The 13,470-nt window shown below is 60.1% G+C and carries 11 protein-coding genes; 4 read left to right on the forward strand and 7 right to left on the reverse strand.

What is annotated here, in order from left to right; genetic code table 11:
- Positions 1-168 precede the first annotated feature (168 nt).
- From HII33_RS00300 to dnaA, 7 genes are all read right to left on the reverse strand, one after another.
- The gene (locus HII33_RS00300; RefSeq protein WP_179393803.1) at positions 169-873 is read right to left on the reverse strand and encodes an MgtC/SapB family protein; all 705 of its coding nucleotides are present in this window, start codon (positions 871-873) and stop codon (positions 169-171) included.
- A gap of 190 nt (positions 874-1,063) precedes the next feature.
- A complete protein-coding gene (gene gyrA, locus HII33_RS00305) occupies positions 1,064-3,691 on the reverse strand; it encodes a DNA gyrase subunit A (protein ID WP_179393804.1) in 2,628 nt (875 codons plus the stop codon).
- A 312-nt stretch (positions 3,692-4,003) separates the two neighbouring features.
- Positions 4,004-5,971, reverse strand: coding sequence for a DNA topoisomerase (ATP-hydrolyzing) subunit B (gyrB, locus tag HII33_RS00310; RefSeq protein WP_179393805.1), 1,968 nt, complete (start codon positions 5,969-5,971; stop codon positions 4,004-4,006).
- A 38-nt stretch (positions 5,972-6,009) separates the two neighbouring features.
- Entirely contained in the window at positions 6,010-7,149 is a 1,140-nt protein-coding gene (recF, locus tag HII33_RS00315; protein WP_179393806.1) for a DNA replication/repair protein RecF, read from the reverse strand.
- Positions 7,146-7,364, reverse strand: a complete 219-nt coding sequence (gene yaaA / locus HII33_RS00320) for a S4 domain-containing protein YaaA (RefSeq protein WP_179393807.1) — start codon at positions 7,362-7,364, stop codon at positions 7,146-7,148. The genes recF and yaaA overlap by 4 nt, the downstream gene beginning before the upstream one ends.
- A 335-nt stretch (positions 7,365-7,699) precedes the next feature.
- Positions 7,700-8,839, reverse strand: coding sequence for a DNA polymerase III subunit beta (dnaN, locus tag HII33_RS00325; RefSeq protein ID WP_179393808.1), 1,140 nt, complete (start codon positions 8,837-8,839; stop codon positions 7,700-7,702).
- 175 nt (positions 8,840-9,014) lie between these two features.
- Positions 9,015-10,361, reverse strand: coding sequence for a chromosomal replication initiator protein DnaA (gene dnaA / locus HII33_RS00330; RefSeq protein ID WP_179393809.1), 1,347 nt, complete (start codon positions 10,359-10,361; stop codon positions 9,015-9,017).
- Positions 10,362-10,923: 562 nt separating this feature from the next.
- On the opposite strand from dnaA, the gene rpmH reads away from it, so the two are divergent.
- The 4 genes from rpmH to jag all read left to right on the forward strand — a co-directional run bounded on the left by rpmH (position 10,924) and on the right by jag (position 13,394).
- Positions 10,924-11,064: a 50S ribosomal protein L34 gene (rpmH, locus tag HII33_RS00335; RefSeq protein ID WP_003568442.1), complete on the forward strand. Its 141-nt coding sequence runs from the start codon at positions 10,924-10,926 to the stop codon at positions 11,062-11,064.
- A 219-nt stretch (positions 11,065-11,283) separates the two neighbouring features.
- Positions 11,284-11,640: a ribonuclease P protein component gene (gene rnpA, locus HII33_RS00340; RefSeq protein WP_179393810.1), complete on the forward strand. Its 357-nt coding sequence runs from the start codon at positions 11,284-11,286 to the stop codon at positions 11,638-11,640.
- A gap of 57 nt (positions 11,641-11,697) precedes the next feature.
- Positions 11,698-12,528 (forward strand): membrane protein insertase YidC, encoded by an 831-nt coding sequence (locus HII33_RS00345; RefSeq protein WP_179393811.1) that lies wholly within the window; start codon positions 11,698-11,700, stop codon positions 12,526-12,528.
- A gap of 116 nt (positions 12,529-12,644) precedes the next feature.
- Complete coding sequence (gene jag / locus HII33_RS00350) at positions 12,645-13,394, forward strand: RNA-binding cell elongation regulator Jag/EloR (protein ID WP_179393812.1); 750 nt, start codon at positions 12,645-12,647, stop codon at positions 13,392-13,394.
- Positions 13,395-13,470 lie beyond the last annotated feature (76 nt).

Genomic DNA, 13,470 nt, shown 5'->3' on the forward strand with positions numbered 1-13,470 from the left:
CAGCTAGCCAGTCTGCTAAGTGCGGCCTGGCGTCGCTCTGGTTCGTCGAGCACCGCCACGCCAACGCAGGTACGTCTAGCGACGATAAGCGCATCACACCCAAGTGCAGGGTGCAATGCGCTTATCTCAGCTAGCCGGCCTGCTAAGTACGGCCTGGCGTCGCTCTGGTTACAAGCTCACCGTCTGGATCCGCATGATGTTCTTGTTCAGCGAGATGTCCTCGATCACGTCGGCGTAGTTCATCGTCTTGGGGATCTCGATCTCGTAGATGTTGACGTAGATCTGCGCGTCATCGGTCTGGGTCACCCGGAAGTTGACATCATTGACCGTGATGTTGTGCGCCTCGAAGTAGTTCTGGATGAACTCCTTGGTCTCCAGCTTGTGCCGGTACTGGATCTCGATCTTCTTCATCGGGTTGATGTGGATCAGCCGCTTGAGAAAAACCAGGACAAGGATCACGATGATCGCACTGGCGACGGCGATCTCGTAGTTGCCCATCCCGATCGCCAGGCCGATACCGGCGACGGCCCAGAGGCTTGCCGCGGTGGTCAGACCACGTACGGCGCGGTGCTGGACCATGATGGTGCCGGCGCCGAGGAAGCCGATGCCGGAGACCACTTGCGCGATCAGCCGCGCATCATCGGCGCGCAGCACCCCGGCCAGCTTCGGGTACTGGGTCGCGGTGTTCAGCGCGTTGAAGCCGATCTCTTTTTGCACCAGCGCGATGATGCAGGCCCCGACGCAGACCAGCACGTGGGTCTTGATCCCGGCGGGGCGGTTCTTCTGCTCGCGGTCGTAGCCGATCGCACCGGAGACGAGCACCGCCAGCAGCAGGCGCCCGATGATCTCCGCAAAACTCAATTCAAACGTCATGGTAACCTCTCTTTTCTTCTCAATCTAACCTGACACAGACCTGACAAAACACTAAACCAATCTGCACCATCAGGCGACCGGGCGCCGCCGGTCAGATAAGCACAACCCCCCGCAAAACCTAGGCTCGGGTTTCACAGGGGGCGCTTATCGCTAGGTACGATCGTGCCGCGACGCGACACGGCCGGATCAATTATTCTGCGTCGTCCGGATCATCCTGATCGGCTTCCGCGCGATCCAGCAGCTCGCTGATCTGCGCGGTCGCATCCCCGGCCGGGGTGCCGAGATCGACTGGCGTCTCGGTGGTCGGCTGGTCGTCCACCGCGTCGGTGCCGGTCGCAACGGGCGCGGTCGGGTCGCCAGCCGGCGTGGTGCCTTCTGGCTCATCCGGCTCCGGTTCGACCTTCGCCATGGTCGCGACCTTGGCGCCGTCGTCCACGCGGATCAGGCGCACGCCGAGCGTGGCGCGGCCGGTCTGGCTGACGGTATCAATGTTGAAGCGGATCATGACGCCGGAATCGGTCATCACCATGATGTCCTCATCGCCCTTGACGGTGGCGACGCCGGCCAGCGGTCCGTTCTTCTCGGTCACATTGGCCGTCTTGATCCCCTTACCCCCGCGGCCCTTGATCGGGTATTCCGCGGCTGGGGTGCGCTTCCCGTACCCTTTTTCAGAGATGACGAAGACTTCTGCGTCCGGGGCCAAGATGTCAGACCCGACCACGTAGTCGCCGTCGCGCAGGCGTACGCCGCGCACACCGGTCGCGCTGCGGCCCATGCTGCGGATATCCGCCTCCTTGAAGGTGACCGAGTAACCGAGGTGGGTCCCGATGAACAGGGTGTCGTCACCGCTGGTCGGGATCACATTCGACAGCTCGTCGTCTTCCTTCATGTTCAAGGCGATCAGTCCGTTCTTCCGGATGTTGAAGAAATCGCTGATCGGCGTGCGCTTGACCACGCCGTTCTTGGTGACGAAGAACAGGAACTGCTCGCCGTCGCCACCTGGGGTGACATTGATGACCGTCTGGATCTTCTCGTTATTGCTGATCCCCAGCAGGTTGATGATCGGGATCCCCTTGGCCGTGCGGCTGTATTCTGGGATCTCGTAACCCTTGCTCCGGTAGACCTTCCCGGTGTTGGTGAAGAACAGCAGGATGTCATGGGTCGAGGTGGAGACGATGTGCTCGACAAAATCATCGTCGTGCACGCCCATCCCCTGCAGGCCACGCCCGCCTCGGTTCTGGGTCTTGAACTCGCTGGACGGCAACCGCTTGACGTACCCGTTATGCGTCAGCGTGATCACCACGTTCTCCTCTTCGATCAGGTCCTCGTCTTCGATGTTCAGGTCCTCGCCGACCAACAGCTCAGTGCGCCGCTTGTCGCCGAACTTGCGCTGGATCTCCAGCAGCTCGTCGTAGATGATCTGGTGGACCCGCTCAGGCTTGGCCAAGATGTCCTTGTAATCGGCAATGGCGGCCTGCACGTCGGTGAACTCGTTTTCGACCTTCTCGCGTTCCAGTCCGGTCAGGCGGACCAGACGCATGTCGAGGATCGCCTGGCTCTGCTTGTCGGACAGCGCGTACTTGTCCATCAAGATGACCTTGGCCTTATCACCGGTCTCACTGGAGCGGATGATGCTGATGATCGCGTCGATGTGATCGAGCGCGATCTTCAACCCTTCCAAGATGTGGGCGCGCGCTTCGGCCTTTTTGAGGTCGAACTGGGTCCGCCGGCGAATGACGCTCTCTTGGTGTTGCAGGTAGTACGTCAGGATCTCCTTGAGGCTCAGGGTCTTCGGCGCCCCGTTGACGATAGCGACCATGTTGAAGGAGAACCCAGTCTGTAGCGGCGTCAGCTTGAACAGGTTGTTCAACACGACGGTCGCCGACATGTCGCGGCGGATGTCGATCGTGATGCGCATCCCGTCGCGGTCGGATTCATCGTTCAGGTCGGTGATCCCTTCGATCTTCTTCTCGCGCGCCAGCTCGGCGATGCGCTCGACCAGCTTGGCCTTGTTGACCATGTACGGGATCTCGGTGACGATGATGCGCTCGCGCCCGCTCTTTTGGGTCTCGATCTCGGCCTTGGCGCGCACCGTGATGACCCCTTTACCGGTCTCGTAAGCGCGGCGAATACCGGACTTGCCCAGCACCAACCCACCGGTCGGAAAATCCGGGCCAGGCAGCGCGGTCATCAGCTCAAGCGTCGTCGCCTCCGGGTTGTCCATCAGAATGTGCAACGCGGAGATAACCTCGGCCATGTTGTGCGGCGGGATATTCGTGGTCATCCCGACTGCGATCCCAGTCGCCCCGTTGACCAGCAGGTTCGGGAAGCGCGCCGGCAGCACGACCGGTTCTTTTTCCGTGCCGTCATAGTTGTCCTGGTAGTCGATGGTGTCCTTGTTGATGTCGCGCAACATCTCCATCGTGATCCGGCTCATGCGGGCTTCGGTGTACCGCATCGCGGCGGCGCCGTCGCCGTCGACCGAGCCGAAGTTCCCGTGGCCGTCGACCAGCATGTAGCGGTAGGAGAAGTCCTGCGCCATGCGGACCATCCCTTCGTAGATCGAAGAGTCCCCGTGCGGGTGGTACTTCCCCATGACATCCCCGACGATACGCGCGGACTTCTTGTACGGCTTGTCCGGCGTCACGCCGAGCTCGTTCATCCCGTACAAGATCCGGCGCTGCACGGGCTTGAGCCCGTCACGCACGTCAGGCAGCGCCCGGGCCACGATGACACTCATCGCGTACTCCAGGAACGATGTCTTCATCGTTTTAGCCAGATTAACTGTGGTGATCCGGCTTTCTTGGCGATCATCCAAAAGTATCGTTGCTCCTTTCAGCGCGCGACTCGCCGCGCTGCGGTGAGTCGCTTGGTTCAGAAGTGGCAAGCAGGGCTTGCCGGTGTTGGCGGAGGTGGGTGTGGCGACTACCCAGGGCAAGGCCTGGGATTGGCGACCGAGCAGCCGTGGCACCGGGGCTTTCTGCGTCGCTGACTGCTCCCGCGCGTCGTCGAGCTGCGCAAAGCAACGCGGATGCGACTAGCGACGCCAGACACGTCAAGCTCAAACCCGGGGCTTAACGTGTCTGGCTAGGCGACTCGATCCGCTAACCCCGCTTTGCGCCGCTCTGGTTTACGCGTCGATGTTCTTCGCGTCCACGTACACCGCGTTTTCTTCGATGAACTGACGGCGTGGGCCGACGGTATCGCCCATCAGCATGTCGAAGATGCCATCGGCGTCTTCGGCGTCTTCCGGGGAGACCCGCAGCAGACGGCGCTTCTCCGGATCCATGGTCGTTTCCCACAGCTGGGAGGCGTCCATCTCCCCAAGCCCCTTGTACCGCTGGATCTCCGGCTTCGGGCTCGGCGGTAGTTGGCCGAGCACTTCGGCCAGCTCCTCGTCGGAGTCGATGTAGCGCATCATCTTGCCTTGACGGATCCGGTACAACGGCGGCTGCGCGATGTAGACGTAGCCGGCGTCAAGCAGCGGCCGCATGTAGCGGTAGATCAAGGTCAAGAGCAGCGTTCGGATGTGGGCGCCATCGACGTCGGCATCGGTCATGATGATCAGCTTGTGGTAGCGGGCCTTGGCGACGTCGAACTCTTCGCCGAAGCCGGTTCCCATCGCCGTGAACAGGGTGCGGATTTCTTCGTTCGCCAGGATGCGTTCCATGCTGGCTTTTTCCACGTTCAGGATCTTCCCCCGGATCGGCAGGATCGCCTGCGTCAGGCGACTGCGGCCGGACTTCGCGGACCCGCCGGCGGAATCCCCTTCGACGATGAACAGCTCGGAGATCTCCGGGTCCTTGCTGGAGTTGTCCGCCAGCTTCCCGGGCAGGTTAGAGATCTCCAGCCCAGACTTCTTGCGGGTCGCTTCCCGCGCGCGCTTAGCCGCAGCGCGGGCCTTGCTGGCCATCAGCGCCTTGTCAACGATCTGACGGGCCTCATCCGGGTGCTCCATCAGGTACTTGTTGAAGTGTTCGGAAAAAGCCCGGTCGGTGACGGCACGCGCATCGGCATTGCCGAGCTTGGTCTTGGTCTGCCCTTCGAACTGTGGATCCGGGTGCTTGACGGAGACGACCGCGGTCATCCCTTCCCGCACGTCTTCACCGGACAGGCTGTCATCGTTCTCCTTCAACGCCCCAGTCTTGCGGGCGTAGTCGTTGACGATCCGCGTCAACGCGGCCTTGAAGCCGGTCTCGTGCGTCCCGCCTTCGTAAGTATGGATGTTGTTCGCGAAGGTCATCAAGGTGCTGTTGTAGCCGGTCGAGTACTGCAACGCGACTTCAACGATGATCCCGTTGGCCTGGCCCTCGACGTAGATCGGCTCGGCCAGCAAGTTCTCCTTGCTCTTATCGAGGAAGGCGACATATTCCTTGATCCCGCCTTCGTAATGGAAGACCTTCTTCTCCGCGGTGTCTTCACGCTTATCGGTGAAGGTCAGGCGCAGCCCCTTGTTCAGGAAGGCCAGCTCGCGGATCCGCTGGGTCAGGATCTTATCGTCGTAGATCGTGGTCTCGGTAAAAATATCCGGATCCGGCACGAAGTGGACCTTTGTCCCGTGCGCGTGCTCCGGCGCGTCCCCGATCACTTTCATCGCCGAGTGCACTTTGCCGCGGTGGAAGTCCATGTAGTAGTACTTGCCGCCGTGACTGACGGTTACGTCTAGGCTAGTGGACAGCGCGTTGACGACGCTGGCGCCGACCCCGTGCAGGCCCCCGGAGACCTTGTACCCGCCACCGCCGAACTTCCCCCCGGCGTGCAGGATCGTGAAGACGGTCTCCAGCGCTGGTCGGCCGGTCTGCTTCTGGATGTCGACTGGGATCCCTCGCCCGTTATCCGTCACGGTGATGGAATTATCGGGCTCGACGATCACATTGATCTCATCGGCGAACCCAGCGAGCGCCTCATCGATCCCGTTGTCGATGATCTCCCAGACCAAGTGGTGCAGGCCCTGAACAGAGGTGGAGCCGATGTACATCCCCGGCCGCTTGCGAACGGCTTCGAGACCCTCGAGCACTTGGATCTGGCTCGCATCGTACTCAGCCGCCAGCTCCTCTTTTTTCTCCTCGAGCGTTTCTTTATCTTCAACTTCAGACACGCTGTGATCCTCCTTTAGCACCGCGTCACTTCACGCGGTCATTCAACAGTATCTGGCGCGACGGTATCGCGCGTCAGGACGCCAGCATCGACGTGGAATACCGCCGGGGCGTCGATTATTTCCCGGGCAATGCCGTCCAGGCTGGTGGTGGTCAAAAACGTCTGCACTTTGTTCTGGATCGCCTTGAGCAGGTGCGTCTGCCGGGTGTCGTCCAGCTCGGACAACACATCATCCAGCAGCAGCACCGGATACTCGCCGGTCTGGGCCTTCATCAGGTCGATCTCGGCCAGCTTGACCGCCAGGGCCGTGGTGCGCTGCTGGCCCTGACTGCCGAACGTCGCGACGTTCTTGTCGTTGACGATGAACGCCACGTCATCGCGGTGTGGGCCGACCAGCGTCGTCCCCTGGTCGATCTCCCGGTCCTTGTGGCTCGCGAACAGCGCCTGCAACGCTTGGTACGCCGCTTCGACACTGTCACGCGCCGCTTCCGGCACCTGCGTCTGGTACTCGAAGGTCAGCGTCTCGCGCGCCTTCGTGATATCCTGATGGATCACCGCGGCGAATCCCGCCATCTGTGCCAGCAGGTGCGTGCGGGCGACCACGATCTCCGCACCGAACGCGGCGAGCTGGTCGGACAGCACATCCAAGAACACACGGTCCTTCGCCTGGTGGAACTTCAGCTGCTTCAGGTAGGCATTGCGCTGGCGCAGCATCGTCCGGTACTGACTCAGGTTATACAGGTACTTCGGACTCATCTGCCCGAACTCCATATCGATGAACCGCCGCCGGTTCGCCGGGCTCCCCTTGACGATCGCGAGGTCCTCCGGCGCGAACAACACGACATTGAACTTCCCGAGGTACTGCGAGAGCTTCGCCTGCTCGATCCGGTTGATCCGCGCCCGCTTACCGGCCTTGGCGATCACCAGCTCCAGCGTGGCCGGCCCAGTCTCCCGACTGATGGTCCCGGTCACCTTCGCGAACTCGGCCCCGAAGCGGATCAGATCCTTGTCGTTGCTCGTTCGGTGGGAGCGCGCTAACGCCAGCACGTACACCGCCTCGAGCAGATTCGTTTTGCCTTGCGCGTTCTCCCCGATCAAGACGTTGATCTGCGGGGAAAAATCGATGTCGACCGCCGCATAGTTGCGGTAGTTGCGCAGCGTCAGGTGCGTGAGCTTCACGCGCCAGCGACAACGGTGATGGTCGTCCCGTCTGGCAGGGTCGCCGTATCACCGACATGGAGCTTACGCCCACGCCGATCATCCGGCTCACCGTTGACCGTGACCTGATTCTCTTTCAGAAACCACTTGGCCGCTCCGCCGCTATCGATCACGCCGGCGTCTTTCAGCAGTTGCCCCAGCGTGATGTAGTCGGTGGTGATCGCTACCTTGTTCATCGTTGCCACTCCTTTGGCGCTAAGATTTGTCAGTTCGTAAACTACCTATATATTATATCGTTTTTGCACGCCGGTGACAACGGGATCAGGGCATATCGTGCGTTCTCAGCGCAGTTACCTTTTGGCTAGTCCCGGGGTCCGTCTGGCCATCAAATAGGCAAAAACCGCCTCAAAATGCGAAACAGCAAAAACCGCCTCAAAAAATGCCCTAAAAATGGCCACCAACCGAAGACTCGGTCAGTGGCCATTTTGATTTTCCGGAAATTCCGAACGGTGACCGGCAGCGGGGCCCTGAAATTCCGGGCGTTGGCGGCTGGGAACCCAGCCGCGCCGGGTCAGTACGTCCGCACGGGGGTGATCAGCTGGATGAAGTGGTCGCGGTCTTCGCTCGGCACGAGCGTGAATGGCCGCAATGGTGCGGTGAAGTCGACGCTGACGGTCGTCTGGCCGACCCCCTGCAGGGCATCCTTCATGTAGTCTGGGTTGAACGAGATCTCCAGGTTCTCGCCGGTCAGCGAATTGAAGGTCAGCTCTTCTTCGACGTTCCCGACGTCCGGTGAGTTCCCGTAGATCGTCGCCGTCTGGGCCGCGGTGTCCAGGTTCAGGCGAACGACGTTATTGCTGCTTTCGTGGCTCAGCAGGCTAGCCCGCTGGATCGCGGCCAGCAGTGCCGGGGCCTCGAATTCAACGGTCGTCGTTGAGCTGGTCGGGATCAGTCGCGTGGTGTCCGGATAGTTCCCTTCCAGTAGACGGGAGTAAAACGCGGTCTGGCCGGCCAAGAACAGCACCTGATTGTCCGCGAAGCGGATCTCGACTTGCTCGATCTCATCGGTCAGCGTCCGCCCGAGTTCGACCAGGCTCTTCCCCGGGATGATCACGTCGTAGTTGGCGTCTTGCGCGTTCGGGAGTTCCAGCGTGCGCTGGGACAGGCGGTGCGAGTCCGTCGCCACGGCGATCAGCCGACCGTTGTCGATCTGCAAGTGGACACCGGTCAGGATCGGCCGCGTCTCCTGGTTGGACACGGCAATGACCGTCTGGTTGATCAGTTGCTTGAGGATGTCGGCTGGCACGATCAGTGGGTCATCGGAGACGATCTCTGGCAGCCGGGGGTACTGGTTGGCGTCCAGACCATTGATCGTGAATTCAGACGCACCACTGGAGATGACCGTCTGGAAGTTGTCTTGGACGTCCAGCGTCATGGTCTGTTCCGGCAGCCGCTTGACGATGTCGGTGAAGAAGCGGGCGGGAAGCACGATGCTCCCGGTCGACTCGATCTGCAGGTCGTTGGTCTCACTGTTGGCATCGATCCGTGACTCGATGGAGATGTCAGCGTCGCTCCCGGTCAGGACCAGGCCGTCGTCGCTCAAGACCAGCTTCAGGCCAGTCAGGATCGGGATCGTGGTTTTGGTCGAGATCGCACGCGCGACGTCGTTGAGCGTCTTGATGAAGGTCGCTCGGGTAATCGTGAATTTCATAGCTATGCCTCCTGGGTGGTGTCGTTATCTATATAATACTGTTTTTTAAGTCGTAGTAGTAGAGCACGTGGATTCTGTGGAAAAGGCTGAGAAACGCAAGTTGGTGCATTTTTCCACCTGTGGATAAGTGACGGGCACAAGTCGGGCCGTTCTTGCGAGTTATCCACACGCCGGATCAGCCGAGGTTCTTGAGCCGATTCTTCAACTCGATGATCTGCGACTTCAAGTCCGGGTCGACCCCGAGCTCGGTGGCGATCTTCTCGTGCGCGTGGATCACGGTCGTGTGGTCCTTACCGCCGAACTCAGCCCCGATCTTCGGCAGCGAGTTCTCGGTCATCTCGCGGGCGAGGTACATCGCGATCTGGCGCGGCATCACGATTTGCTTCACCCGCTTCTTACCCTTGAGCTCGCTGACGGTGACCTGGTAGTACTTGGCGACCACGTCTTGGATACGGCTGATCGACAGCGCCGCGTCTTTATCGCTGAGCTTCAGGCTCTTCAAGGCGTCTGCCGCCAGCGACGTGGTGATGTCCGAGTGGTTCATCGTCGCGTAAGCCTGCACGCGGACCAGTGCCCCTTCCAGCTCACGAACGTTGCTGTCGATCTGACCGGCGATGTAAGACAGGGTGTCATCGGGGATCACGAGGTGCTCGGCGTTGGCCTTGTTGCGCAGGATCGCGATCCGCGTCTCAAGGTCCGGTGGCGTCACGTCGACAGACAGTCCCCACTTGAACCGCGATACCAGGCGTTCCTGGAGCTTCGGGATCTCGTTAGGCAGGCGGTCGGAGGTCAGGACGATCTGCTTTTTGTTCTCGTACAGCGCGTTGAAGGTATGGAAGAACTCCTCTTGCGTCGCCTCCTTATCGCCGAAGAACTGGATGTCATCGACCAGCAGCAGGTCGACGTTGCGGTACTCCTGGCGGAACTGCTCCTGCTTCTTCGTCTGGATCGAGTTGATGAAGTCGTTGGCAAAAGCCTCTGACGTCACGTACTTGACGTTGGCCCCGGGTTCGTAGGCGAGGAGCTGGTGGCCGATCGCCTGCATCAAGTGGGTCTTGCCCAGCCCGACACCGCCGTACAAAAATAGCGGGTTGTAGAGCTTACCGGGTTCTTCGGAGACGACAAGCGCCGCCGCGTGCGCCATCTGGTTGCCCTTACCAGTGACGAAGGTGTCGAAGGTGTATTTACTATTAAGGTGTGTGGTTTCCTTGAACGTCGGGACCGGGGCCGCGGTGGGCCGCTCGGGTGTCGGTTCAGCGGTCGGTGCCGGCGTCTCCCCGAGGATCTGAACGGCGGGCTGGATCTCCAAGTTGTTGAACTCGTAGCTCCATGCGACGACCTTGGTCACGAGGTTCTGCTCCCAGTAGTCCTTATGTAACGGTGACGGGACACCGATCATCAAGGTGTTGCCGATCAGGCTCAGCGGCTTGACTGAGCCGACCCAGGTGTTGAAGCTGACCGTGGTCAGATCATCCCGGAACTTGTTTTCAAGGTACGCCCATAATTCGTCTATCGTTGGCACCCTAAAGCCCCCCCTAATTTAGCGGTTCGCCCCTCGAATGTATAAAAATTCATGTGTCTTGATGGTGAGGGTTCGCAAGGTTAAGTTTAGCATTTCGTTAGAAAGTTTTCCACAAGGAATACGTTATCCACAGTGTTCACGGGCAGGATAAAAAGTTATGCGCGATCCCGTCAATAACTTTTCCACAAGCATGGGGATGCGCACGCAGTTGCGCGCCAAACCCAGACTTATCCACACCGGGTTTGTGGAACCAACCCCGCGGTGTCATGCGTGTTTCACACGATATCCACACAGAAAAATCGACTTGTTGATAACCAGGGCACACCGTGTGATTTTCGGGATAAGCCCCGCGCAAGCTGTGAATTACCGCGGATCAGCCGCCCGGGCACGCACAAGTTGTCCACAAATTTTCCGCACTTTGGACCGATTTGTGGATAAATTTTTCTCAGGCATTTTGCACGGCGATGCTTGACGGGCCCTGCCTGCGTCCGTATAATGGGAAGATGTTTGAACGACAATGACGGTTACTGAAAATAGTAAACGATAAATAGGAGGTGTCCTCATGACCACGAAACGCACTTTTCAACCTAAGAAGCGTCATCGCGAACGCGTGCACGGCTTCATGAAGCGGATGAGCACCAAGAACGGCCGTAAAGTTTTGGCTCGTCGCCGCGCTAAGGGACGTAAAGTTTTATCTGCCTAACAACCCACTGACCGCGTGTCAGTGGTTTTTTTTTACCAGCACGGCGACTTCGGGCCCGCTTGGCAAGGGCGCGCAGCGCCTGATCTGGCTGGTCGGCGCGTGCGCGCGGCAGCCTGGGGCTACGGCAGACAGCAACCTGGCGGGGCCTAAGTCCGCCTTCGCTCTGGTTTCCTTTGCGCGAGTCTTGTATACTATTAAACAGATTGTGAGGGAGCGTTCTTGCGTAAGTCTTACCGCATCAAACGAGAAAACGAATTTCAGCATGTCTTTGAAGACGGCGAGTCAGTGGCGAACCGCAACTTTGTGGTCTACCACTTGCACCGCGACCAGCCTCACTTTCGGGTGGGGATCTCGGTCGGCAAGAAGGTCCATTTGCGGGCCGTCGTGCGCAACCGCGTCAAGCGCTACATCCGCCAGTCACTGCTGGAGCTGCGCCCGGAGCTGGACCCGCAGGCCGATTTTATCGTGATCGCCCGCAAGTCAGCGAAGGACCTGGATATGGCCGGGACGAAGAAGAACCTGGTGCATGTGCTGACGCTGGCGGGGCTTTTGCGCGATCACATCGAGATCGTCTGAACCACCCGACGCGATTACTGGGCGTGGCGGCATGCCACCAACGAAAGAGGGATTAACGTGACCAAACGCAACACCAAACGTTTGCTGGCAGTCTTTGCGCTGCTAACGCTGACGGTCGTCTTGACTGCCTGTGGCACCAGCACCGTGACTGAAAGCAGCACCGGCTTCTGGGACCGTTACATTGTTTATAACGCGGCACAGTTCATTCAGTGGCTGGCGAAGATCTCCGGCGGGAACAAAGGGGTCGGGATCATCCTCTTCACGTTGCTGGTCCGCATCCTGATCTTCCCGCTGAGCTACATCTCCATTAAGAGCATGACCAAGCAGCAGGAGATCGCGCCTGAGATGAAGGCCTTGCAGCAGAAATACAGCAGCAAGGACAGCGAGACGCAGGCGAAGCTGCGCGATGAGATCCAGAAGCTCAACGCGGAGAACGGCGTGAACCCGATGATGGGCTGTCTGCCGATGGTGATCCAGATGCCGTTCCTGTTCGCCCTGTATCAGGCGATCTACCGCACCCCGGCGCTGAAGGTCGGCACGTTCCTCTGGATGAACCTCGGTCAGCCGGACCCGTACTGGATCATGCCGATCCTGGCGGCACTGTTCACCGCCGCGACCACGCTGATGTCGACGCTGGCGCAGCCGACGCGCACCTCGATGAACTGGATCATGGTGGCGATCTCGCCGATCATGATCTTGTTCATGGCGTTCACCTTCCCGAGTGCGCTGGCGATCTACTGGGTCGTGACCAATGCGTTCTCCCTGGCGCAGACCTTCATGCTTCAGAACCCCTTCAAGTTGCGCCGGCAGCGTGAAGCTAAGAAGCAGGCCGAACGAGACCGCCAGCGTGCGGTCCGTAAGGCCTACAAGCGGGCCCTGAAGAAGTAGTCGACGAACAAGCACGCAGGCGGCGCGACTAGTCGCGCCGTTTTTTTGCCAGAGTGGCGGACTAGACGCGCCCGCGTTGCGGGTCCGGCGCTCGACGCGGTGAGGAGGAACCACGAATGCCTACTTTTCAAGGCGCAACGATCCAAAAAGCTATCGACGCCGGCCTGCAGGCACTGGGTGTCGCGCGCGAGCAAGTTGCCGTTGAGGTGATCCAGGAGGGTAAGCGCGGGCTGCTGGGCTTTGGCAAGCAGCTGGCGATCGTCAACCTGAACGTGATCACCCCGGCGGAACCCGAGGCGCTGCCGGTCGAACCGGCGACCCTAGGGCCCAGTGCAGCTAGTGTGCCGGAGACGGGTGGCCTCAAGGCGCACCTGCCACACCACCAGGGGCCGAAGCGCGACGATCAGACTGCGATCGCGCTGGTGCAGAGCTACTTAGAAGACGTCACCCGCGAGCTGGGCTTGGCGGCCACGATCGATAACGAGCGGCGCGGCGACTACGTCTGGTTCCAGATCTCGACGGACAAAGAGGCGCTTTTGATCGGAAAGCATGGCAAGATCATCAACGCGATCCAGTACCTCGCGCAGACCGAGTTCAACCACTACGGCAAGTCTAAGTGGACGATCATGCTGAACGTCGGCGACTACCGCGAGCGGCGGGACGCTGCGGTGCGCCGGTTAGCTGAAAAAAGCGCGCGTGAAGTGCTGGCGCGCGGCGCCAGCGTCTACTTGGATCCAATGCCGGCGTTTGAACGCAAGGCGATCCACGCCACACTGGCCGATAGTGCGTACGTCGAGACCCACTCGGAAGGTAGCGATCCGCGCCGCTATGTGGTGATCACCCCGCGCTCACGGCGATCGCGCTAAGGCCAGATGAATGATGAAGCGTCGCCTCGGGCGGCGTTTTTTTGTTGGCCGCAGCACTGGCGCACGATCAAGTGAA

Source organism: Lacticaseibacillus absianus (genome assembly GCF_013407595.1).
GTDB lineage: Bacteria > Bacillota > Bacilli > Lactobacillales > Lactobacillaceae > Lacticaseibacillus > Lacticaseibacillus absianus.